Source organism: Arthrobacter sp. T572, assembly GCF_056780115.1.
This window is the reverse complement of sequence record NZ_JBRAZQ010000002.1, coordinates 411903-434232: the sequence shown is the minus strand read 5'-3', so window position 1 is coordinate 434232 and position 22330 is coordinate 411903. Positions and strand designations below refer to the sequence as shown.

Below are 22330 nucleotides of genomic sequence, written 5' to 3'. Positions count from 1 at the left end.
GGCTAGATTTGCCCTATGACAACCACCACCCCGGCCGAACCAGGCCAGCCGTCACCCGGCATCCGGCAGCGCACCACCCCAGCGCCAGGAGCCCCCATCAGCAAGGCCGGCATCGCAGCTGTGGCCATCACCGTGGTTCTCTGGGCCTCTGCGTTCGTGGGTATCCGCGCCGTCGGCCCAAGTTTCTCCCCCGGTTCCCTGACGCTCGGACGTTTGGCGGTTGCCGCCGTCGTTCTTGGAATTGTGGTGCTGCCGACCCTGAAGGTGTGGCCGCGCGGACGCGAGTGGTTGCCGATCGCCGCCTACGGCGTGATGTGGTTCGCCGGCTACAACGTTGCCCTGAACGCCGCAGAACACCTGCTCGACGCAGGAACGAGCGCCATGCTCATCAATGTCTCGCCGATCCTGATCGCCGTTCTGGCCGGCGTAATCCTGAAGGAAGGCTTTCCGCGGTGGCTGCTGATCGGCAGCGCGGTGGCCTTCGGCGGAGTGGCGATGATCGCCTTGGGCTCGGGCCAACGCTCGACGGCGGATGTCACCGGGGTCCTGCTGTGCTTGCTTGCCGCCGTGCTCGCCTCGGTGAGCGCGATCCTGCAGAAGCCGGTACTGCGGAAGTTCACCGCGGGGCAGGCGACCTGGTTCGGCATCATGGTCGGCACGCTCTGCTGCCTGCCGTGGACCGGACAACTCATCAGCGAGGTCCAAGCGGCTCCCATGCCGGCGACGCTGGGGATGGTGTACTTGGGCATCTTTCCCACAGCCATCGCCTTCACTACATGGGCTTATGCGCTGTCCCTGATTTCGGCAGGGAAGCTGGCCGCTACCACCTACCTGGTTCCCGGAACCACGATCCTGATTTCGTGGGCCGTGCTGCAGGAAATCCCCAGCATCTGGGGCTTGGTCGGCGGCGCGGTGTGCCTGGGAGGGGTTGCACTGACGCGGCGCAACCCCCGGCCGCGCACATCATACTGAACCGGTGAACTAGCGGGCCATACCGGCCAGGAGTTCACGGTGCGTTGGCGGATTTGCTCCGGGCCGGCCCACCGTGATGGATGCGGCCATGGACGCAGTGGTGCCGATCCGTTCAAGCACGGTGGGTGCCAGCCCGTCGCTGCCGCGCAGCAGCAGACCCATGATGAGGGCCGACATATAGGAATCGCCGGCGCCAATGGTGTCAGCCACGGAAGACGGAATTGCAGGAACGTTGAGCTGCATGCGCGGGGCGGCCATCAGGGAACCCCTGGATCCCTGCGTCACCACTGCCAGCCCGGTCCCGAGCGACAGCAGGTGGTTCGCAGTGTCTTCCAGGTCCTTCCCCGGGTAGAGCCAGCGTGCGTCGTCGTCGCTCATCTTGACCACGTCGGTGAGCGGCACGAGTTCTTCAAACAGCGCCAGCGCCTCGTGGTGGCTGCCCAGCAGGTCCGTGCGGATGTTGGGATCGTAGGTGACCATGCAGCCGCCCTGAGCTTGTTCCAACAGGCTGCGGACCACCGACGCACCAGGCTGCAGGAAAGTCGCGATCGAGCCCGTGTGCAGGATCCGAGGAGCGTATGGCAGCGTCAGCGGGGCAAGCGCCCAGTCAATCTCGAACGTATATTCAGCGGACCCGTCCGCAGCGATACTGGCCGTCGCCGTCGCTGTTTTGCCCAGGGATTTGGATCCCGGCAGCAGCACCACGCCGGCGCTCTGCAGGTGCGCGGCGATCGCATCGCCCCGCTCGTCGCGGCCGATCGCGGTCAGGAGCCCCGTCTTGACGTCCAGCCGGCCCAGGCCGTAGGCGACGTTGGCCGGCGAACCGCCGGGGTACTCGGTCTGGCCGTCGGGAGACTGCACGATGTCGATAAGGGCTTCACCCACCACGACGACGTCGAGGGGCTCAGGCGCGGTGTTGGCAGTGGCGGTCATGCGGTTCCTGTTCGTTGGGTGGGGAGGTGCTGGAGATGGGCCACGGAGTGCCGTTCAACCAAAGGACATTCGAACAATTCAGTGTGGCCCGGGGCAGCGTTGCCGGCGAGGATCAGCTCCACGGCGCGCCGCCCCATGTCCACAAAGGGAAGCTTCAGGGTGGTCAGGCCCGGCCGGAGATACGGCGCCAGGGACTCCTGGTTGTCGAAGCCGACCACGGACACATCGTCGGGAACGGACAGCCCCAGCGAAGCCAGCGCCTGGTAGGCGCCCCACGCGGTCCTGTCGTTGCCACAAAATAGCGCTGTGGGAGGTTTCGGGCCCGTCATGAGCGCGAGGGTGTTCCGGTACCCCCCGTCTTCGTGGCCGTCGCCCGGGCGGTGGAGGTCGTCGTCGTAATCCACGCCCGCCTCAGCCAGGGCGCGCCGGTACCCTTCAAGACGCCCGACGACGGCCGGCAGCCCCTCCTCGACGTCACCTATATTGATAAAGCCGATCCGCCGGTGGCCTGCGTCGATGAGCCGCCTGGTGGCGGTGTAGCCGCCCAGCTCTTCCGACGGCGCGATGCTGGGAAAGGTGCGGCTTCTGTCCCGGGCATTAAGCACGACGGCGGGAACCTCACCCAGGACGTCGGGGACGTCCACCACCTGGTGATACATGGACGCATAAACCACCCCGGCCACCTTGTGGGACAGCATGGCCTCCAGGGACGCTTCCTCCAGTCGCTGGTCTCCCCCGGTGTTGACGGTGAGCAGCAGCATGCCGGCCTCCCATGCCCTGGCCTGCGCGCCTTCGATGATCTTGCCGGCGAACGGAGCCGTGGCCACATGGTCGCCCACGAAGCCGATCATGCCGGCCACGCCGTCCCGCAGCACCTTGGCGTGGGCGTTGGTGCGGTACCCCAAATGGCGGGCGGCATCGTGAACCCGCTGACGGGTGTCCTCGGAAAACCTTCCGCCGCCGGCATCATTGAGCACCAGGGAGACCGTGGCCTGCGAGACGCCCGCAGCGGCAGCGACATCGTGCATCGTGGGGCCGTGCCGGGTACCGGGGCGCGTCATGCGGGACCTGTCTGTGAGCGGAATGAAAGAGGCAGTTATACGAATAACCAAACCCGGAAAACTGTATCTCCCATCACAACCAGCGTCAACGCCCCGCCAGCGGACTAAAGTCGGATTATGCCCGCGAACCTTCCTCCCGGCCTGCCGATTGTTCCTGACGGTGAGCGCCCCTCATCACCCCTCGCCGGGCCGATCTCCGAGCGAAACGCCGTCCACAGCCCCGTGGAAGAAGTGGGCCAGCCTGCAGGGGCACCCTTCGAGATGTCTCCGGAGGAGTTCGAGGAAGCCGTGAGCGATGCGCTCCAGCTCATTCCGCCCAAAGCTGCCAGTGCCATGGACAACGTGGCGATCTTCATCGAAGACGACTACACCCCGCAACCGGGCGAGGACCCCGACACTGTCCTCCTGGGACTCTACGAAGGCGTGCCCTTGACCGAGCGGGACTCGTGGTGGGACGCAGGATCCCTGCCGGACCGCATCACCATTTTCCGCCAGCCGATCCTCGATATCTGCACGTCCCGGCAGGAAGTGATCGACGAAGTCGCCATCACCGTGGTCCATGAGATCGCCCACCACTTTGGAATCGACGACGACCGCCTGCACGAGCTGGGCTGGGGCTAGCCTTGTAGTCATGGGGCACGACCACAACCACTCGCACGGACTCACAGCTACCGGCAAGCACCGGAAGAGACTGGTGGCCGTCCTTGTCATCACCCTGGGCGTCGTGGGCATCCAGGTAGTGGGTGCTTTCCTTTCCGGTTCGCTCGCCCTGTTGGCCGATGCAGGCCATATGCTCTCGGACGCCGCCGGGGTCTTCATTGCGCTGATGGCAGCGTGGATCGCCACCCGGCCCGCCAGCGACCAGCGCACCTACGGCTACCAGAGGGCGGAAGTCCTGGCAGCGCTGGCCAACGCGTTGATCCTCATCGTCATCGCCGTGGTGATCATGATCGAAGCCATCCGCCGTTTTGGGCAGACGCCCGAAATCCACACGGACGTCATGCTGTGGGCAGCGATCGTGGGCGCCGCAGCCAACCTCATTTCGTTGCTCATCCTTCAGGGTGCGCAAAAGGAAAGCCTCAACGTCCGTGGTGCCTACCTGGAAGTCCTGGGCGACCTCCTCGGTTCGCTGGCCGTGATTGCGGCTGCGATCGTCATCATGACCACCGGATTCACGGCAGCGGACCCCATTGCATCGGTGGTGATAGCGCTGATGATCATTCCCCGGGCCTGGCACCTGCTCCGCGATGTGGTGGATGTTCTCCTCGAGGCGACCCCCAAGGGGATCGAAGTCACCATGATCCGGGAACACATTCTGGCCGTCGAGGGCGTGGTGGACGCGCACGACATCCATATCTGGACCATTACGTCCGGTGTTCCGGTCTTTTCAGCACACGTGGTGGTTGAAGACGAGGTGCTCAATGCGACGGGTGCTGACAGCATCCTGGACCAGTTGGGCTCATGCCTTGGCCGGCATTTCGACACCGACCACTGCACGTTCCAGCTGGAGCCCGTCAGCCACTCGGAGCACGAATCCCACCAGCACGCCTAGGCTTCAGCGGCTGGAACCACTGTCCCGGCGGCTCCGTCCACAGTAATGGCCTGGCCGGTTTCCAGGCGTAGCGTGGCATCAGGAACACCCACGACTGCGGGGATTCCGTACTCGCGGGCCACCACTGCCCCGTGCGAGTTGGGGCCACCCATTTCCATGACCAGCCCGCCCGCCGTGAGGAAGAGCGGCGTCCACCCCGGGTCTGTTGAGGGGGCCACCAGGATCTCGCCGGGCTCCAGGTGGGCTCCCACGGGATCCATGATGACCCTTGCCCGCGCCGTCACTACCCCCGCCGACGCCGGGCTTCCGGCAAGGGCACCAGGCGACAGGTCCTTGGCGGCCAACTGGCCTGTTGCCTCGGGTTCGGTGCCGTCAGAGAGCAGGACCCGCGGAATATGCCGGCGGCGCAGCTCCTGCTGGTAGGCCTCGCGCCGCTGTGCCACCGTGGACTGGAAACTCCTTCCGGACAACGCGAGATCGACGTCGTCAAACTCAAGGAAGAAGATGTCCTCCGGCGCGTCAATCCGGCCGTCCCGCGCGAGGTCCTCACCAACCACGAGCAACTGCCTGCGTGCCGCCGCCAAGCCGAGAACCAGGTTGTACTTGGGCAACTCCCGCAGCCCGGCAAACCGGCGTGTTCGGTCCAGGGCTGTTTTGACGAGTGCCGCATGCACCGGGCTCTTGGTCCTGGCACGGGCCACGAGCCTTGTTACCTGTTTTTCGGCCTCCCGTGCGGCGTGCTCGAACTGCCGGTCGGGGTCCCCGGGCGTTGGCGCCTCCTGGGGCGGGATTCCCGGTTCCAAGCGTCCTTCCAGGCGTCCTGGAGATTCCAGCCTGAGGTAGTTGGCCACTACGCCCAGGATATGGGTCGGGTCCTCGGACCAGCGCGGCATGCCGAGGTCGATCTCAGCCACTGCACGGTGTCCGTAGGCGGTCAGGAATTTTTCCACACCGGACTGGGCACGGGGAGGGAGGGTTCCAGCCACGCAGGCCGCTCCCAGTTCCCCTGCACTGTGTGTCCGGAAGTAATCGGCGGCTTCGGGGTCCTCCCGGATTTCCGCGGCCAAGCTCCAAAGCTCCAGGTCCATCTCCGTGGTGACATTGTTGGGTAGCCCCCGGATCACGGTTTGGAGCTCGTTGTAGGACACGTCCGGACCGAGCAACTTCCTGACCATCAGCAGCATGCCGAAGCCGAGGGCCGGCAGCGGAAGGATTTGTGGCACGGTGGCAAAAATCTGCCGGCCGAGGATCTGCTCCGCATGGCCCAGGCGCTCACGGCTCGTGGCAGCGCCGGAAAGTTCCAGTGAGTCCCTGAGGTGCCTGCTGAGCTTGCCCACGCGATCCATGGCGGCATCCGGACGGAAAAGGCCGCGAAGCGCGGTCTCCGGCACCCTGTACCTGGCAACCACCGGAGCCACATGCCGGAGGAGCTTCAGCGGGGTTTTGTTGGTTATGGAGAACCGTGGATCTTCCGTAAGCCCCCGGATCAGCGCCGCGGAGCGGGCCTCCATGATGTCGAAGACGCGCGGCACGATGGACCGGCCCACCCGGCTGCGCACAACGGACGTGAGATCGAAGAAGATCCGCTGCCCGGCCTCGTAGTACGGCGAAGGACCGGAACGCGGATGGGGAACGTCGAAACCGGCAGTCCGGGCAACGCAGGAAGCGATCAGCCGTATCCCGGCCAGTCCCATGGGTGTCAGGGGACGGGTCAGTCCCTGTGCGAGGCTGAAGTTCAGGAAAGCGTGCTCTCCAGGGGTGCCTGGCTTCCTGGTGAACAGTGGATACAGCGTGGTGATGGGCCTTGCCTGCGTCAGCCACAAGGTGCCGGTTTTGTCGATGGCCCATTCCGTGTCCTGCGGGGCAGAGTAGTGCTCCTCCACCCGTTGCCCCAGCAGCGCCAGCTCCTGGATCCGGGAGTCACTGAGGCACTGTTGGGGAGCGTTGTCTGGCAGGGCGGCCTCGATCCGTTCCGTGCCGCCGCCGGGTACCGACCGGATTTCCACCCGACGATCACCGAGGGTCCGTTTGAGGATGCTCCGGGTTTGGACATCGACGATGTACTGGTCCGGATTGACCGCTCCCGACACCACGGCCTCGCCGAGCCCGGGGCTTGCGTCGATGACTGCCTCCCGCCGGCGGCCTGTCACCGGGTTGGCAGTGAACATCACCCCGGCGGCCGCGGAGTCGATCATTTGCTGCACCACCACCGCGAGGGTCACCGTTGAGTGGCTGATTCCGTTGGTGGTCCTGTAGCTCACGGCCCGGTCGGTCCACAGCGAAGCCCAGCATCTGCTCACTGCATCAACGACGTTGTCCACCCCCACGACGTTCAGGAACGTGTCCTGCTGGCCGGCGAAGCTCGCGAACGGCAAATCTTCCGCTGTGGCCGAGGAACGGACCGCGACAGGAGCGTCTCCGCCCAGGGCCAGATAGGAACTTCGCAGTTCGGCGACCACATCAGGAGGGATTCCCGCCTCCCGTATCTGCGATCGCGCGCGGGCCGCCAAGGAGTTCAGTTCGGCTGTGGCCCGCCGGCCGGACATGGACTGCTGGCCGGACATGGAGTTAGCCGCAGCATCCAAGGCCTCAAGAACATCCTCCAGGCCGGTGGACGCGAGGGAATGCCTGTACGCGGCTGTCGTCAGGCAAAACCCTGAAGGCACGGGGAACCCGGCGGCAAGCAACTCCCCCAGGTTTGCCGCCTTGCCTCCGACTTCTGCGAGCATCCCAGCCCGGATCCGGTCCAGCGGCACAACGTACGTGCGTCCACCAGTTGTTGGTTGCCGGTTCCGTTCCTGGCTGCTCATGTGAAGGGCGGCGCTGCTTTAGGCTGTGCCAAGCATGGGACCGAACTTGGCGCGGTCGGCGAGCCTGGGATCTTCCCTGTCCGGAACCACCAGCACGGGCCCCTTGGCATGGTGCAGGACGCCGTCCGAAGTGGAGCCCAGAAGCATGCCGGCAAATCCACCCCGTCCGCGGGTGCCCAGGACCACCAGCTCAACACTGCGGCTGGCCTCCACCAGGACGTCAACGGGTGCGCCGTCCCGGAGGTCCGTCTCCACGGTCAGCCGGGGGAAGTGGCTCCGCAGCCACGCTACCCCAGCGTCCAGTTGCACCTTGATGTCCGCGAAGAGGGCATCGCGATCAAGCGGCGCAGGCACCCAGGCCAGCGATCCGCTGTACTGCGGAACTGCGCAAATGACGCGGAGGCTGGCGCCCATCCGCTCCGCTTGTTCAGCGGCTTCCAAAACCGCGACCCGCGCCTGCTCCGAACCATCCACGCCCACGACGACCACATTCTCCACCGTCCGCGGACCGGCCTTGGCGTGTTCGGCCTTGATGTGTTTGTCCTCGGTGTTCTCGCCCAAGCGGTCCGCGCAGTAGAGCGGCACAGTAACGGTAGGGCATTTGGCATGGGCAGGCAGCGCGCTGCTCACGGAGCCCAGGAGGCGCCCGACGAACCCGCCACGCCCACGGCTTCCGAAGACCAGCAGCTCCGCCTCCGCGGACAGGTCCAGCAGGACACCGGCCGCGTCTCCGTTCTCAACGGAAGCGTCGACATCGATGGAGTAGCCGGAAACCTTGTCCATGGCCTGTTTGACGATCGCCTCGGCACCCTCCCGGATCACGGAGTCGTCCACTGTGGCGTATCCGCCGTCCAAGCCCGAAGCAGCAAAGATCGGCACCGAGTAGGCGGTGACGATGTGGAGCGGGCGCTGCCGGCGTTCAGCTTCCCGGGCGGCCCAGACCAAGGCGCATTGACCGTGCTCCGAACCATCCACGCCGACGACGATTCCTCCGGGTGCTGCCACCGGGTCCTCACCGTCCCGGGTGTGGTCAACGTGTCTGCCGTGCTGGTCCATTGGGGGCCTGCCTCTCCACCTGCTGCTTGATGTTCCGGCCATTCTGCCAGAGGTTCCAGCTATCGATGGACCTCGTGACAGGCTTGCCTGCGGCCGGGGCCGGGGAAGCCCTTGGGATTCCCCTTCCAATCCCAACTATTCTCGGTTGGCATGGCCGAATCAAGGCGACGTTGGGCTATGTGCATAACGGTCCGGGCTCGGTTTCGGGGTCCAGCCAGTGCCCGCAGCCAGGCTCCTTGATGCGGCCAAAATGACCACAAAAAACACGCTGTAGCGGAGGCTATCCACGACACAAAAAGTTGGGTAATGTTCGAGTCACCGAATGGCCGGCAAGCGTGTTCCAGCACACATACCGGCCATTTACTTGCGACCGCTTGGGGACCCGGACGCAACCCATGCGATGCCCGCGGGCGCACAGTCAAGGAGGAACCAAGCAGTGCACCTCACGCCTGATTCCGGCACGGAACGGACCACCACCGTGGTCATCGGCGCCGGGCTTTCCGGGTTGGCTGTGGCCAGCGAACTGAGCCGTCATGGCGTTGGCTCGATCGTGGTGGACAGTCTCATGGGAACACCTTCCCCGGCAACGGCGTCCCTTCATACCGGCATGCTGCCCCGCTGCGATGTTTCCGACCCCGCTGCCATGCAGGAACGCAACGAAATCCTCCGGCACTTGCGCAACTACGCAGCGAGCCATCACTTGGATGTCCGCAGCACTACCCGCGCCGTGCGCCTCGATTTCCTGGGCAGCGAGCCACAGGCGGCCTATGGCCACGTGGCGGACCTTGGCAGCACCCGCACCGGCCTATCCCCGGTGGAAACCCGGAAATGGGCGGTCCACACCCCGGACGGCATCCTGCTGGCCGACCACATCGTGGTCACGCGCTGCGCCCAGAGCCAGTTGCGCAGGATGCTCGCGGACCTTGGAATCAGCATCGGCCAGAACCTCGTGGCTGCCATGCGGGCGGTAGGCATGCACCTGGTGGGCGTGGGCGAACTCGTGACCCCCACCCCCAAGGAAGTACTTCGGCAGGCCAAAGCCGTGGGCCAGGCCATCTCGGCAAGGGTGGCCCTTCCGGCCTCACCGGGCGTTGCCCTCGCCTGAAACGCCTTCCAACCAGACACCAAAAGCCGGCACCCTCGGGACGTTGAGTCCCGGAGATGCCGGCTTTTGGGTGAAGCGTGAGGCTTAGGCGCCTGCGCGTACGTAGGTCAGGGGACCCGTTGCGGTCAGCCAGCTGATGGGGTGGATGCCCGTCTGGTTGCCGTTGATGCCACCGCTGATGGCCTGGCCGTTGCCGATGTAGATGGCAACGTGGCCGGACTGGACGATCATGTCGCCCGGCTGCGGGTCGCTGACTACCTTGCCGTAGTTCAGGAACTGCATGGGAGCGAGATCGCCAACCCGGATACCTGCAGAGCCGAGGGCCTTTTCAACCATGGCGGTGCAGTCCTGGAAGATGCCGATCTGCGCGTAGGCCGAGGCAACCATGGCGGCGTTGACGCCACCGGCGGCCGGAGCTGCGGCAGCAGGAGCGGCAGGAGCCGGAGCGGTTGCAGTGGCGGTAGCCGTGGCCTTGGCCGGGGCGGCAGCGGTGGCGGCTGCAGCCTTCTTGGGTGCCGGCGCAGGAGCCGGTGCCGGCTTTTCGATGACCGGTGCTGCTACGGAAGCAACCGCCGGACGCTCGAAGTTGACGGTAGCCGTTGCAGCGGCGGTGACAACCTTGTTGGGAGCCTCGGAAACCGTCTGCGCCACCGTGGCGGGGCTGGAGTCGCGCTCCACCGGTGCCTGTGCCGGGGTTTCCGCGGCGTGGGCGGCGATGGAACCGGTCAGGACCAGGCCCGACGCGGCGGCGATAACAGCAGCCTGGCGGCCTGCGCCCGATGCGTTGCTGGCAACAGCCTTGGAGATTGAGATGAACGGATTGGGACGTACGCTGTCCGCCTTACGACGGCCGCGAAGAATGCGTGAAGACATGAAAAAGCCTCTCCCGATGCCTGCGAGGTTAGCTGTCGGATTCGGATGGGAGTCACCCGGCCACTGTCTCCCGCCATGCAGCGGAAGCTTCGTGACTTCACCCCAAGGTCAGCTTCAAAAGCTGACCAAAATGGGTTCCCCGTCTCTGCCGTAGGTATGTCTGCGAACGGATTCCGGCCTGCGGCAGAGCTAGGCAATCAGGCCGGAAGTGCCCCGTACATGGGTCGGGCACAGGTACTACCGTACGCGATGATCACACCAAAGTCACATTTGAGTAACGAGAAGTTTGGTTTTGGCGTGTCGCAGTAACCGATCCGAGACCTTCGACGCTAAGTAGAAAACCCCGTTATTCCGCGGATTTTTCGGCATCGGCGCCGTCGGTGGCCGCCAACTTCCGACGCGCCGTAACGGCCAGGAAGATCACGAGGCCAACCGCAACAACAGCCAGCCCGACGATGCTCCAGGGAAACGGGTGGGACTCCGCCGCCGGGGCAGCCTCGTTGCCGCCGGTACCAGGTGCTGACGTGCCTGCCGAAGGGACCGACGCCGCCGGTGCTGACGCCGACGGTGACGCCGCCGCCGAGCCGCCGGCCGCCGTCGTACTTCCGCTGGCGGCCGTGAAGGAAAAGGTGCCCTCGATCGGGTGGGAGTCGGAACTGACCACGCGCCACGTGACCGTGTATTGGCCAGCCGGCGCGCCGGGGCGAAGCTTCTGCACCGCTTGGTTGTCGATGATTTCGACGGCGCCATCCGCCCAGTTCTCGCCACCGGAAGTCACCGTTACGCCCGAGCCGATAGCCAGGGGGCGGTTGTTGAAGGTGATGGAGACCGACGCCGGGACCTCGGCAACGCTGGCACCGTTCGCCGGAGCGGTGGACTCGGCGACGTCGTGCGCGGATGCCGGAGCAGCACCGAACAGCACTGCGGCGGTGAAGGCCACAGCAGCAACGACGGCGGCCAGAAGGGGGCGGATGGTACGCATGGGGCGGTTTCTCCTAGTGTTGGCTTCCTTACAGACTAGGCGAATCGTCCGGGCCGGCCGCATCCGCGGCATAGGATTTGAGAGCACACTCACCCAATCCCCGGAGACCTTCATGCTTAAACAAGGTTCTGCCATCGACCGTTACTTCAAGATCTCTGAACGAGGCTCCACGTACTCACGCGAGATCCGCGGCGGCTTTGCGACGTTCTTCGCCATGAGCTACATCGTTGTCCTGAACCCCCTGATCCTCTCCGGAGCGGACTCCAGCGGCGAATCACTCGGCTTTACTGCCGTGGCAGCTACCACCGCATTCGTCGCGGGCATCCTGACCATCCTCATGGGTGCGTGGGCAAAGCACCCGTTTGCCGTGGCAACCGGCCTTGGCGTCAACGCCTTCGTGGCCGTCACCGTGGCCTCGCACCCGGAACTGACCTGGCCGGACATGATGGGCCTGGTGGTGCTCTCCGGCGTGACCATGCTGATCCTGGTGCTCACCGGATTCCGCACCGCCGTGTTCAAGGCTGTCCCGGAGGCGCTGAAGACCGCGATCGTGGTGGGCATTGGCCTGTTCATTGCTTTGATCGGCCTGGTGAACGCCGGCTTCGTGCGCCGCATCCCGGACGCCGCCGGCACCACTGTGCCCCTTGGATTGGGTGTTGAAGGCAAGCTCATGGGCTGGCCCACCCTGGTGTTCGCCGTCGGGTTGCTGCTGACCATCGCCCTGGTAGTCCGCAAGGTCCGTGGCGCGATCCTCATCGGCATCGTCGCATCCACCGCACTGGCCGCCATCCTCGAGTTCACGCTCCACATCGGCCCCAGTGTGGACGGCGACACCGTGAACCCGCGCGGCTGGTCCCTGGTGGCCCCTACCCTGTCCGAATGGGGCGCACCCGATCTCTCACTGATCGGCAAAGCCAACCCGTTCGGTGCCTTTGAGCACTTGGGCTTCATCGCAGCGGCGCTGCTGGCGTTCGTGATCCTGCTGAGCATCTTCTTCGACGCCATGGGCACCATGGTGGGCCTGGCCAACGAGGCCGGGACCGTCGACGAAAAGGGCAACATCCCCAACGTTGACCGTGTGCTTCAGGTTGACGCCCTCGGCGCGATCGTGGGTGGCGGTTCGTCCGTGTCCTCCAACCAGATCTTCGTGGAGTCCGGCGCCGGCATCGGCGAAGGTGCACGCACCGGCCTCGCCTCGATCGTGACCGGCATCCTCTTCCTGGTGGCCATGTTCTTCACGCCGCTGATCAACCTGGTTCCGTTCGAAGCCGTCGCCCCCGCACTGGTGGTGGTGGGCTTCATGATGGTCTCCCAGGTGGGCAAGATCGACTGGCAGGACTGGGGCGTGGGCATCCCGGCCTTCCTGACCATCGCCCTCATGCCGTTCACGTACTCGATTGCCAACGGCCTGGGCGCCGGATTCATCTCCTACGTCCTGATCCGCACGTTCCAGGGCCGTGCCCGCGAAGTCCACCCGCTGATGTGGGCCGTGGCCGCCGCCTTCCTGTTGTTCTTTGGCATTGGCACCGTGGAGGAGCTGCTCGGGGTCAAATAGCTCCCCGCCGAGATGGCATTTGGTGACAATGTTGGGCTCCGGCATTGTCATCAAATGCCATGTCGCGGTGATGTCCGGGCCTGGATGTCCGGCATTTCAGACACTCCGGACCCGGAACTGCTGGCTTTGGCCGTCCGGGTCCGGTCTGCTTTAAGCATGGAAACAAGCGCCCTCACCGTAGACGTCACTCCCACCCCGTGGACCGGCCGTTTCGACGGCGACGGCGCCGAGCACCGCCGGTGGTGGCAGGCTGTGGCTCCCCACACCCCGGAAACGTCCGCAGGGGCCCTGCGTCCCGCCGTCGTGCTTGGTTTTTGCAGTGACGCCGGCGTCCGCCGCAACAAGGGCCGGGTAGGTGCCTCAGCGGCGCCGGCCGCGATCCGTTCGGCACTGGGTCCGCTGGCGTTCCATCTGGACCGCGACCTCTTCGACGCCGGCGACGTCGTGGTGGAAGGCGACGCCCTGGAGGCGGGCCAGGAGCGTGCCGGGCGCGCCATTTCGGCACTGCTCGACGGCGGAAACCTCACCGTGGTGCTGGGCGGCGGACACGAGACCGCGTTCGCCAGTTACCTGGGCGTTGCGGGATCTGACGCCGTGCGCAGTGGCAAGCGGCTGGGCGTGCTGAACCTCGATGCCCACTTCGACCTGCGGGATGAGCCCACTCCGAGTTCGGGTACGCCGTTCCTCCAGATGTCCCGGGAGGAAGCCGCCGCCGGGCGCGAACTGCAGTACGCCGTCGTCGGTATTTCGGAACCCAACAACACGCGGACGCTGTTCGACACCGCTGACCGGCTCGGCGTGAAATACCTGCTGGACGAGGACTGCTCCGCGGAACGGGTGGAGGTTTTTGTTGCGGATTTCCTTGCCGGCGTGGACGTACTTTATCTGACGATCGACCTCGACGTGCTGCCGGCCTCGGTAGCTCCCGGGGTGAGTGCGCCGGCGGCGTACGGCGTGCCATTGCCGGTGATCAACGCAATATGCCGCCAAGTTGCTGCCAGTGGAAAGCTGCTGCACCTGGATGTGGCAGAACTGAACCCGGAGTTCGACATCGATTCCCGGACGGCCAAGGTTGCAGCGAGGCTGGTGAACACGCTCCTCGCGTGAGCCCTGTTCATCGGCGTCTTTCTCCGCATAGCCTGTGTGGAGGAAAGGATGGCGATGCGCACTGCTCCTGTGCAGGACAAGTGGGCCTGGGCGGCTGGTGTGATCGCTGTTGCCCTGGGACTGGCAGCCCACGTGGCTGCCGGTGGCGCTCCCCCGGCCCTGCCCCTGCTGCTGGCCCTCCTTGCGCTCACCTGCCTCGCAGCGCAACTGGTTACCCGTTGGGTCCATGGCCCCCTGTTGCTGCTGCTGTTCTCCGGCGTGGCGCAGCAACTCCTGCACTTCGGGCTGGATGCCTTTGGCGGATACGTGCCCGGCGGCGGACTCTTCGGGCATCTGCACGGTGGCAATCAGCCCCTGGACGTTCCTGCGGATAGCAGCGCCGCGTCCGAAGGATCCGTGCACCTGATGCTCTACACGCACGTTGCCGCAGCCATCCTTACCCTGCTGCTGGCCTCCAGCGCGTGGAAGCTGGCCCGTCTGGCAGCCCGGAGCTGGACCGGGACCCGGCCGTCACAGGCCGCCACCCACGGAAACACCACGTAGCCCAACCGGGACACACTCCGTAGCCCCGGGAAAGATTCCGTAGCCCCGGGACCACCGGGGAAAAGAACTTTGTCCGGCACTTGCCACCGCGCCTAGGGTCGTTGGCACGTGGTGTACCCAAGAGGCCAGGGAGCTGCCTGCAAAGCAGCGCACGCGGGTTCGAATCCCGTCACCACGTCTCTGGCCCCCGCGAGATGGCATTAGATCACAATGTTTGGCTCAAACATTGGTATTAAATGCCATCTCGCGGCGATGATAGAGGGAGGCGCAGGGACTCTCCAAGCCGCACCAGCACGGCCCCTCCCTGGACCGCCGGAGGCAGCGGAGGCGCAGTGGCATGTCACCAGGGATCGGGCCGGCCGATGATTTCCTGACCGACTACTACGAGCACGTATCCGATGACGACGTCCGCAACTGCACGCCCGAAACCCTCCTGGAACGGGCACGCTACCACCGTTCGTTGGCAGAGCGGCGTGAGCCCGGCCAGTCCGTGGTGGGCATCCTGCACGAGACCAACGCCAGCGTGGTAGCCATTGTCACCGATGATCTCCCCTACCTCCTTCCGTCCGTCACCGCCGAAATCGCCCGTGATGCCTCCTCCATCCGGCTCCTCGTCCACCCCACCTTTACGGTCAGGCGCGACCCCGCCACCAACCGCCTTACCCACATCCGCCGGGGACCGCACCGCACGGGGCTCCCAGCCGCCGTCGGGCCTTCCTCCTCCGCAACGCACGACGGCGGCCGCCTCACCGAGTCGTGGTTGGCGTTGGATATCCCGCGCCTGCCGGACGAGGCGAGCGCAGAACTGCTCATTGCCAGGGTGCAGGACGTGCTGGCGGATGTCCGGGCCGCCGCCGAGGATGCCCCCGCCATGCAGGCACGGCTTGACAGGGCTGTTGGCGGGCTCGAAGGCGAAACCAGGGCAGGAACGCGTGATGCCCAAGCGCTGCTGCGCTGGCTGGCCGAAGGGAACTTCGTGTTCCTTGGCTACCAAGGACCGGGAGAAGCCGGTCTGGGGATCCTGCGGGGCGAAGCCGCGATCGACAACCGCGGCGCAAGGGACCCGATCCTCACGCTCACCAAATCCACCCGGCGCTCCACCGTGCTGCGCCACGCGTACCTTGATGAATTGAGCCTGCGGACGGGCAACACCTTCGTTGGCCTGTTCACCCCGAGTTCCTCGGCGCACCCTGTCCTGCAGATTCCCGTCATCCGGGACACGGTCTCCGAGGTCCTGCGGTCCCTTGGGTATCCGCCGTCATCCCATCACGGCCAGGAGCTCCTCGCCGTGATGGACGCCTACCCCCGGGACGAACTCTTCCATATCGATGCGGAGCAACTGGCACTGCATGCCCGCGAAATACTTCGCCTGCAGGAGAGACACAGCACCCGGCTGTTCCTGCGGCCGGATTCGTACGGGCGTTTCATGACTGCGCTGGTCTTCCTGCCGCGCCACCGGTACAGCACCGCTGTGCGCCTGAACATCGAGCGCGAGCTGCGGGAAGCGTTCGGAACGGATGCGATCGAGTTCGAGCTCCGGCTGGGCGAATCCGCCATGGCACGGGTCTTCTTCCGCATCCTGCTGCCTGCCGCCACCGGAACCGGCCAGCAGGAGGCACGCACCGCCGTCGTTGATTCCGCAGTACTGGAGCAGCGCATCATTGCTGCCACGAGGTCGTGGGCGCAGGGACTGGAGGAGGCACTGCAGGCGGTGTACCCGCGCGGGGAAGCCAGCCGCCTGTCTGCGCAGTGGGCTGCGGCGTTCCCGGCAGGCTACAAGGCAGAATACGAGGTCGAGGACGCCGTAGAGGACATCGGCCGGTTTGAGAGCTTCGGACCCAGCAGCACGTCCGGTGAACCCGGGCATGCTCCGGACCCTGTGCTGTCCGTCTACCAGCGCCCGGGCACGGCAGTCTTGACCGAGGACGCCCGCATCCGCGTCTACCTGACCCGGCCCCAGAGCCTCACCGAAATCCTGCCGTTCTTCCACAACCTCGGGTTGAAGGTCCTGGACCAGCGGCCGTTCGAGGTGCAGCGGGCCGATGGCCGGCAGTTTTTCCTGTACGACCTGGGGCTCAAGTATCCCCGCGGCATGGATCCATTGCCGACAGCCGGGCTGCTGGCCGACTCGTTCATTGCGTCCATGCGGGGCGATGCGGAGTCGGACGCCTTCGACGCGCTGGTCATCAGGGAGGGGATCGGTTGGCGCCACGTTGCCGTCCTTCGCGCGTATGCCAAGTACCTGCGGCAGTTGGGCAGTACCAACTCGTATGGCTTCATTGCGGACACGCTTCGCGGCAACCCCGCCGCCACGCATGCCCTCCTTGACCTGTTCGAGGCCAAGTTCAATCCGGACTTGTTTGGCCCCGACCTGTTCGAGCCCGGCCTCGGGGCGCAGCCCGGCGGCGGGGCCCCGTCCGGCGGCGCGGGGCCGTCCGGCGGCGCGGGGCCGTCCGGCGGCGCGGGGCCGTCCGGCGGCGCGGGGCCGTCCGGCGGCGGGGCGCAGCCCCGTGGCGCGGCCCCGTCCGGCGGCGGTGACGTCTTCGAGGAAGGCACCAGCGAACTAAGCCACCGCACCCAGGCGGTCCACGCGGCCAGGAGCACGCTGGCCAACGCCATCGACGCCGTGCCCGTGCTGGACGCCGACCGGCTTTTGCGGCAGCTGGCGAGCCTGGTGGAAGCGACGCTGCGCACCAACTTCTACCTCAACAAGCCGTACATCAGCGTCAAGCTCAACCCCTCCAACGTGCCGGCCGCCCCGGCCCCACGGCCGAAGCACGAGATCTGGGTCTACTCGCCACAAGTGGAGGGTGTGCACCTGCGCTTCGGACCGATCGCCCGTGGCGGCTTGCGCTGGTCGGACCGGCGCGAGGACTTCCGCACGGAGATCCTGGGGCTCGTCAAAGCCCAAACGGTCAAGAACGCAGTGATCGTGCCCACCGGAGCCAAGGGCGGATTCTTCCCCAAGCGGCTCCCGGACCCGGCGGAGGACCGCTCAGCCTGGCTCGCCGAAGGTCAGGAAAGCTACCGCACCTTCATCCGTGGCCTCCTGGATCTCACGGACAACCTGGTGTCGGATCCCGACGGCGGACCCAACGGGACCGTTGTCGGCCCACCCCGCGTAGTACGCCACGACGGCGACGACTACTACCTTGTAGTCGCGGCCGACAAGGGGACGGCTGCGTTCTCCGACCTCGCCAACGCGGTGGCGGCCGAGTACGGGTTCTGGCTCGGTGATGCCTTCGCGTCCGGCGGCTCGGTGGGTTACGATCACAAGCAGATGGGCATCACGGCCCGCGGTGCCTGGGAATCCGTGCGCCACCACTTCAGCGAGCTCACCATCGACTCCCGCGCCGAGGACTTCACCGTGGTGGGCATCGGCGACATGAGCGGAGACGTTTTCGGCAACGGCATGCTGCTCTCCAACCACATCAAACTCGTGGCTGCGTTCGACCACCGGCACATCTTCCTGGATCCCACCCCGGACCCGCTTGCTTCCTACCAGGAACGCGAACGACTCTTCGCGCTGCCCCGGTCTTCATGGGCCGACTACGATCCGGCGAAGCTCAGCCCCGGCGGTGGTGTGTACTCCCGCGCGGAGAAGTCGGTGCCCATCACCAAGGAGGTCCGGCTCGCCCTGGGCATGGAGGAGGGGCCGACGGCGGTCAGCCCACCCGAGCTGCTGCGCGCCATCCTGCGGGCCCCTGTGGACCTGCTGTATAACGGCGGCATCGGCACCTACATCAAAGCGGCGGCTGAAACCCACGAAGAGGTGGGCGACAAGTCCAACGACGCCATCAGGGTCAACGCCGGCCGGCTCCGCACGCACATCATCGCCGAGGGCGGCAACCTGGGCGTGACACAACGGGGCAGGGTTGAGGCAGCGCTGGCAGGAATCCTGGTTAATACGGACGCGATCGACAACTCGGCGGGGGTGGATTGTTCGGACCATGAGGTGAACATCAAGATCTTCCTGGACCGGATGATCTCGGCCGGGAGGATGCCCGCGGCTGAACGGACCGGCTTCCTGCAGTCCTTGCAGGGTGAGGTTGGACGGCTCGTGCTGAAGACCAATGCGGACCAAAACGTCCTGCTCCTCAATGACAAGCAACTGGCCCTGGAATGGAGCCCGAGCTTTGAACGGACCATGGACTGGCTGGAGTCAGCGATGGACCTGGACCGTAGCCTGGAGTTCCTCCCTTCCAACCAGGAACTCCAGGCACGGGTCCTCACGGGCAAGGGCCTGACCACTCCGGAACTGGCCGTCCTGGCAGCCTATGCCAAGATCGAGCTGGCACGGGAGCTCACGGAAGGCGGCCTGGCGGATGATCCATGGTTCGCCCAGACGCTTCGTTCCTACTTTCCCCAGCAAGTCTCCCAGCGGTTCGGGGAACAGCTGGCCACGCATCCGCTGAGGCGCGAGATCGTGGCCACGGTGATCGCCAATGACATGATCAACATGGGCGGAATCTCGTTTGCTTTCAGGGCCATGGAGGAAACCACGGTTTCGGCCACGGCAGTCGCACGGGCCTTCGTCGTCATGCGGCAGATCTGGGACTTCGACTCGGTCATGGAAGCGATCGCGGCGCTTCCTGCAAGCACTCCGAGCGAGCACGGAGCCGCCGTTGCCCTTGATATGCGCCGCCTCCTGGACCGGTCCGTCCGCTGGTATGTCACCCACGATTTCAGGGACAAACCGGTGGCTGATGCCTTCGCCAGGCTGGAGCGGCCCATGGCGTTGATGCGGGCCAACTTCACGGGGTTCCTGCACGGCATCAACCTGGCCCACTCGCTGAAGCGACTGGCCCACACCGATGCTATGGGACTCCCGCACAGCCTGGGCGTCCGTGCGTCCGAACTCCTGGTGAGCTATGGCCTGCTGGACATCTCCGCCATCGCCGAAGAACTGCAGGAGCCGGTGGAGGCCGTGGCGGAAGTGTATTTTGCGGTGTTTGAACGGATCTCGGCCATCCCTTTGCTGGAGCACATCACCATGCTGTCGCGGGACACCCACTGGGAATCGTTGGCCCGGGCCGCGTTGCGGGACGACATGTACCTGGTGCTGGCGGACATGACCAAGGCCGTCGTCAGGCACACGCCACGGTCGTCTGCTGCAGCCGGTGATCCCGTAGAACGGATCGTGGACTGGGAGCGGGGAAACATCGAACAATTGGCGCGCATCCAACAGACCATCAAGGAAGCCATCAAGCCGGGCCCCATGGATATTGCAGCCCTGTCCGTGGCGGTCAAACTGCTCAGGGCCATGGTTCGCAGGTGAGATCCAGATCACTGGGCTGACAGTCATCTTACAAATTTTCGGGGCAAACGCTCTATAGTTGATGGGTCGCCTTCGCATAGCGACACGTAGAGGAGGCCCCAACCATGACCCCTGCGATCACCGCAGAACGCGAAATCCGCTTGTCGTTCTCCAACGCAAGCGAGATCCACGACGGTCTTGACCGCGCCGTGGATGCCCTCATCGAAAGCGCAGGAGCAGATGCCAACTGCGGCATCCTGGTGACCAGGCATGAGCCCGGCACCTACACCGTGGCCCTGGACGAATCCGTTCCCTTCGGCCAGACCCACGAAGCTCTCGCCGCTTAGCAAGCAGAACCGGGGCCTGTCCCTTTCCGCCATTACTACCCGCGGAAAGGGACAGGCCCCGGTTTCTGTTTAAGCCCCCCAACCAGGTCGCATTTGTGCGCGTTTTGAGCGGTCTAAACGCGCACTACTGCGACTCAGTTGGGTACCTACGCGCGGCGGAGGGTCACGCCGTCGGACTTCATGAAAAGTTCCTTGCCTTCTTCGGTGACACCCGGGCCGGAGTGTTCAAGCCACACCACATTGCCGCTGCCGGAGACTTCCTCGATCAGTCCAGCCGCGATCACATGGGCGTACTTGACCACTTCCACCCTCTCGCCGACCTTGAGCTGCTTCCAGTCGGAAACCGTCGCAGAGTGTGCGTTTCTTCTGGAAAGGACTGCTCCCCGTGCCTTCATTGAACTTCTACCCCTTTGTGGATGTTCTCTGTTGATATTCACTTGACCGTCAAGCCCGGGACACCGTTGTCGCCGGACGTGACGTACACCATAAGTTCTACTACATTTGCCACGCCCCGGACGCTGCGTTGCGAACAAAGTCCGGGGCGTGGCTAAATTGCGCATCAAAGAAGCACTTTATTCGGCGTCAGGCTAGAATCCCGACGGCGGATTCGGCGGCCGCACGCACGGCACCGGAGCCGACAAGGCGGTCAGCCGCCTCCAGTTCGGGCGACAGGAACCGGTCGGTACCCGGTCCCTGAACCACTTCGCGAAGCACCTCAAGCACTGCCGTGCCGGCAGGACCGGGAGTCAGTTCGCCGTCGGACAGTTGCGTGCGCATGTCGATCGCCCGGGCGCTGGTGACAAGCTCGACGGCGAGCACGCGCCGCAGGTTCTCAACGGCCTTGCGCAGCTTCCGGGCCGCGTGCCAGCCCATGGACACGTGGTCTTCCTGCATCGCGGAACTCGGGATGGAGTCCACGGACGCCGGAACCGCGAGGCGCTTGTTGTCCGAGACCAGGCCGGCCTGGGTGTATTGGGCGATCATGAGGCCCGAGTCCACGCCCGGGTCCGCAGCCAGGAAGGCCGGGAGACCGTGCGAGCGGGCCGGGTCCAGCATGCGGTCCGTACGGCGCTCGGCAATGGAGCTGAGGTCCGCCACGGCGATCGCCAGGAAGTCCAGCACGTAGGCGACCGGAGCGCCGTGGAAGTTGCCGTTGGAGGTCACGCGGCCGTCGGGCAGGACCACAGGGTTGTCGATCGCAGCCGCGAGTTCGCGGGAAGCCACCAGTGCTGCGTGGTCGACCGTATCGCGGACGGCGCCGGCAACCTGCGGGGCACAACGGAGCGAGTAGGCGTCCTGGACCTTGGTGTCGTTGATCCGGTGGGAGGCAACGATCGGCGAGTTGGAGAGCACGCGCAGCATGTTGTCCGCGCTCGCTGCCTGGCCCGGGTGGGGACGCAGGGCAGCGTGGAGCTCAGGCAGGAACACCTGGTCCGTGCCGAGGAGGGCTTCGACACTGAGGGCCGCGGTGACATCGGCGGTCGCCAGCAGCATGCGCAGGTCCGCGATGGCCATCAGCAGCATGCCGAGCATGCCCTCGGTGCCGTTGACCAGCGCCAGGCCTTCCTTCTCAGCCAGGGTTACCGGCTCGATGCCGTGCTGCGCGAGCAGCTCAGCGACAGGTGCCGTGCCCGCGGCGCCGTACAGTTCGCCGTCGGGCCCTGTTGCCTCACCCTCACCCATGAGGACCAGCGCGCAGTGGGACAGCGGTGCAAGGTCGCCGGAGCAGCCAAGCGAACCGAACTCGCGGACCACCGGAGTGATCCCGGCGTTGAGGACATCCACCATGGTCTGCAGGACCACGGGACGGACACCCGTGCGGCCCGAAGCCAGGGTCTTGGCGCGAAGGAACATGATGCCGCGGATGACTTCGCGTTCCACGGCCGGACCCATGCCGGCCGCGTGGCTGCGGATGAGCGACTTCTGCAGCTGGGTGCGGAGTTCGTTCGGGATATGGCGGTTGGCCAATGCACCGAAGCCAGTGGAAATGCCGTAGGCCGGGACGTCGCTGGTGGCCAGGCCGTCGATGTGGGCGCGGACCTTGGCAACGGTGTCCAGGGCTTCCTGCGAGATGGTCACCTTGGCGCCGTGGCGGGCGACGGCGACGACGTCTTCCGGGGTCACGCCGCTGGAGCCGAGGGTGACGGTGAGCTGTTCGTTGCTTGTAATGGTCATGT

The 22330-nt window shown here is 65.5% G+C and carries 17 protein-coding genes, 1 tRNA gene and 1 riboswitch; of the genes, 10 read left to right on the top strand and 8 right to left on the bottom strand.

What is annotated here, in order from left to right; genetic code table 11:
• Window positions 1-15 precede the first annotated feature (15 nt).
• Complete coding sequence (locus tag ACUYMZ_RS03210) at window positions 16-972, top strand: DMT family transporter (protein WP_481602079.1); 957 nt, start codon at window positions 16-18, stop codon at window positions 970-972.
• Between the two features lie 9 nt (window positions 973-981).
• Here ACUYMZ_RS03210 and ACUYMZ_RS03205 read toward each other — a convergent pair whose 3' ends face one another.
• Window positions 982-1905, bottom strand: coding sequence for a carbohydrate kinase family protein (locus tag ACUYMZ_RS03205; protein WP_481602078.1), 924 nt, complete (start codon window positions 1903-1905; stop codon window positions 982-984).
• Window positions 1902-2966, bottom strand: coding sequence for a LacI family DNA-binding transcriptional regulator (locus tag ACUYMZ_RS03200; RefSeq protein WP_481602077.1), 1065 nt, complete (start codon window positions 2964-2966; stop codon window positions 1902-1904). The genes ACUYMZ_RS03205 and ACUYMZ_RS03200 overlap by 4 nt, the downstream gene beginning before the upstream one ends.
• 117 nt (window positions 2967-3083) lie before the next feature.
• Between ACUYMZ_RS03200 and ACUYMZ_RS03195 the strand changes: the two genes are divergently transcribed.
• Window positions 3084-3587, top strand: coding sequence for a metallopeptidase family protein (locus tag ACUYMZ_RS03195; RefSeq protein WP_426005573.1), 504 nt, complete (start codon window positions 3084-3086; stop codon window positions 3585-3587).
• 10 nt (window positions 3588-3597) lie between these two features.
• Window positions 3598-4518, top strand: coding sequence for a cation diffusion facilitator family transporter (locus ACUYMZ_RS03190; RefSeq protein WP_426005572.1), 921 nt, complete (start codon window positions 3598-3600; stop codon window positions 4516-4518).
• On the opposite strand, the gene ACUYMZ_RS03185 is transcribed toward ACUYMZ_RS03190, so the two are convergent.
• Together ACUYMZ_RS03185 and ACUYMZ_RS03180 are read right to left on the bottom strand one after the other, a co-directional pair.
• Window positions 4515-7328 (bottom strand): PEP/pyruvate-binding domain-containing protein, encoded by a 2814-nt coding sequence (locus tag ACUYMZ_RS03185; protein WP_481602076.1) that lies wholly within the window; start codon window positions 7326-7328, stop codon window positions 4515-4517. The two genes, ACUYMZ_RS03190 and ACUYMZ_RS03185, sit on opposite strands and share 4 nt — an antisense overlap.
• Window positions 7329-7346: 18 nt before the next feature.
• Window positions 7347-8384, bottom strand: coding sequence for a universal stress protein (locus tag ACUYMZ_RS03180; protein WP_426005569.1), 1038 nt, complete (start codon window positions 8382-8384; stop codon window positions 7347-7349).
• A gap of 436 nt (window positions 8385-8820) precedes the next feature.
• On the opposite strand from ACUYMZ_RS03180, the gene ACUYMZ_RS03175 reads away from it, so the two are divergent.
• Entirely contained in the window at window positions 8821-9489 is a 669-nt protein-coding gene (locus ACUYMZ_RS03175) for an FAD-dependent monooxygenase (protein ID WP_481602075.1), read from the top strand.
• Window positions 9490-9573: 84 nt separating this feature from the next.
• Here the strand turns inward: ACUYMZ_RS03175 and ACUYMZ_RS03170 are convergent, their stop codons facing one another.
• Complete coding sequence (locus ACUYMZ_RS03170; protein WP_481602074.1) at window positions 9574-10362, bottom strand: NlpC/P60 family protein; 789 nt, start codon at window positions 10360-10362, stop codon at window positions 9574-9576.
• Between the two features lie 3 nt (window positions 10363-10365).
• Window positions 10366-10551, bottom strand: a riboswitch (cyclic di-AMP (ydaO/yuaA leader).
• A 157-nt stretch (window positions 10552-10708) separates the two neighbouring features.
• On the bottom strand, window positions 10709-11344 hold the full coding sequence (locus tag ACUYMZ_RS03165) for a copper resistance CopC family protein (RefSeq protein WP_481602073.1): 636 nt from the start codon (window positions 11342-11344) through the stop codon (window positions 10709-10711).
• 112 nt (window positions 11345-11456) lie between these two features.
• Here ACUYMZ_RS03165 and ACUYMZ_RS03160 point away from each other — a divergent pair, with 112 nt between their 5' ends.
• From ACUYMZ_RS03160 to ACUYMZ_RS03135, 6 genes are all read left to right on the top strand, one after another.
• A complete protein-coding gene (locus tag ACUYMZ_RS03160; protein ID WP_426005563.1) occupies window positions 11457-12899 on the top strand; it encodes an NCS2 family permease in 1443 nt (480 codons plus the stop codon).
• Window positions 12900-13055: 156 nt separating this feature from the next.
• Window positions 13056-14006, top strand: coding sequence for a formimidoylglutamase (gene hutG / locus ACUYMZ_RS03155; RefSeq protein ID WP_481602072.1), 951 nt, complete (start codon window positions 13056-13058; stop codon window positions 14004-14006).
• Window positions 14007-14060: 54 nt separating this feature from the next.
• Window positions 14061-14549 carry a hypothetical protein gene (locus tag ACUYMZ_RS03150; protein ID WP_481602071.1) on the top strand — a complete coding sequence of 163 codons (489 nt, stop codon included), beginning with the start codon at window positions 14061-14063 and terminating at the stop codon, window positions 14547-14549.
• Window positions 14550-14656: 107 nt separating this feature from the next.
• Window positions 14657-14727: transfer RNA gene (locus tag ACUYMZ_RS03145), tRNA-Cys, on the top strand.
• A 159-nt stretch (window positions 14728-14886) separates the two neighbouring features.
• Window positions 14887-19827, top strand: coding sequence for an NAD-glutamate dehydrogenase (locus ACUYMZ_RS03140; RefSeq protein ID WP_481602070.1), 4941 nt, complete (start codon window positions 14887-14889; stop codon window positions 19825-19827).
• 104 nt (window positions 19828-19931) lie between these two features.
• Window positions 19932-20153: a hypothetical protein gene (locus ACUYMZ_RS03135; protein WP_426005558.1), complete on the top strand. Its 222-nt coding sequence runs from the start codon at window positions 19932-19934 to the stop codon at window positions 20151-20153.
• Between the two features lie 146 nt (window positions 20154-20299).
• On the opposite strand, the gene ACUYMZ_RS03130 is transcribed toward ACUYMZ_RS03135, so the two are convergent.
• Both ACUYMZ_RS03130 and hutH read right to left on the bottom strand, forming a co-directional pair.
• Window positions 20300-20548 carry a hypothetical protein gene (locus ACUYMZ_RS03130; RefSeq protein ID WP_426005556.1) on the bottom strand — a complete coding sequence of 83 codons (249 nt, stop codon included), beginning with the start codon at window positions 20546-20548 and terminating at the stop codon, window positions 20300-20302.
• A gap of 187 nt (window positions 20549-20735) precedes the next feature.
• Window positions 20736-22328 (bottom strand): histidine ammonia-lyase, encoded by a 1593-nt coding sequence (gene hutH, locus ACUYMZ_RS03125; RefSeq protein WP_481602069.1) that lies wholly within the window; start codon window positions 22326-22328, stop codon window positions 20736-20738.
• Between the last annotated feature and the right edge of the window lie 2 nt (window positions 22329-22330).

What these genes read in the sequence shown, in the direction of transcription:
- ACUYMZ_RS03170 (WP_481602074.1), bottom strand. Translation starts at nt 10,362, where the DNA reads ATGTCTTCACGCATTCTTCGCGGCCGTCGTAAGGCGGACAGCGTACGT.
- ACUYMZ_RS03160 (WP_426005563.1), top strand. Translation starts at nt 11,457, where the DNA reads ATGCTTAAACAAGGTTCTGCCATCGACCGTTACTTCAAGATCTCTGAA.
- hutH (WP_481602069.1), bottom strand. Translation starts at nt 22,328, where the DNA reads ATGACCATTACAAGCAACGAACAGCTCACCGTCACCCTCGGCTCCAGC.
- ACUYMZ_RS03190 (WP_426005572.1), top strand. Translation starts at nt 3,598, where the DNA reads ATGGGGCACGACCACAACCACTCGCACGGACTCACAGCTACCGGCAAG.
- ACUYMZ_RS03130 (WP_426005556.1), bottom strand. Translation starts at nt 20,548, where the DNA reads ATGAAGGCACGGGGAGCAGTCCTTTCCAGAAGAAACGCACACTCTGCG.
- ACUYMZ_RS03195 (WP_426005573.1), top strand. Translation starts at nt 3,084, where the DNA reads ATGCCCGCGAACCTTCCTCCCGGCCTGCCGATTGTTCCTGACGGTGAG.
- ACUYMZ_RS03180 (WP_426005569.1), bottom strand. Translation starts at nt 8,384, where the DNA reads ATGGACCAGCACGGCAGACACGTTGACCACACCCGGGACGGTGAGGAC.
- ACUYMZ_RS03210 (WP_481602079.1), top strand. Translation starts at nt 16, where the DNA reads ATGACAACCACCACCCCGGCCGAACCAGGCCAGCCGTCACCCGGCATC.
- ACUYMZ_RS03205 (WP_481602078.1), bottom strand. Translation starts at nt 1,905, where the DNA reads ATGACCGCCACTGCCAACACCGCGCCTGAGCCCCTCGACGTCGTCGTG.
- ACUYMZ_RS03150 (WP_481602071.1), top strand. Translation starts at nt 14,061, where the DNA reads ATGCGCACTGCTCCTGTGCAGGACAAGTGGGCCTGGGCGGCTGGTGTG.
- ACUYMZ_RS03185 (WP_481602076.1), bottom strand. Translation starts at nt 7,328, where the DNA reads ATGAGCAGCCAGGAACGGAACCGGCAACCAACAACTGGTGGACGCACG.
- hutG (WP_481602072.1), top strand. Translation starts at nt 13,056, where the DNA reads ATGGAAACAAGCGCCCTCACCGTAGACGTCACTCCCACCCCGTGGACC.
- ACUYMZ_RS03165 (WP_481602073.1), bottom strand. Translation starts at nt 11,344, where the DNA reads ATGCGTACCATCCGCCCCCTTCTGGCCGCCGTCGTTGCTGCTGTGGCC.
- ACUYMZ_RS03135 (WP_426005558.1), top strand. Translation starts at nt 19,932, where the DNA reads ATGACCCCTGCGATCACCGCAGAACGCGAAATCCGCTTGTCGTTCTCC.
- ACUYMZ_RS03140 (WP_481602070.1), top strand. Translation starts at nt 14,887, where the DNA reads ATGTCACCAGGGATCGGGCCGGCCGATGATTTCCTGACCGACTACTAC.
- ACUYMZ_RS03200 (WP_481602077.1), bottom strand. Translation starts at nt 2,966, where the DNA reads ATGACGCGCCCCGGTACCCGGCACGGCCCCACGATGCACGATGTCGCT.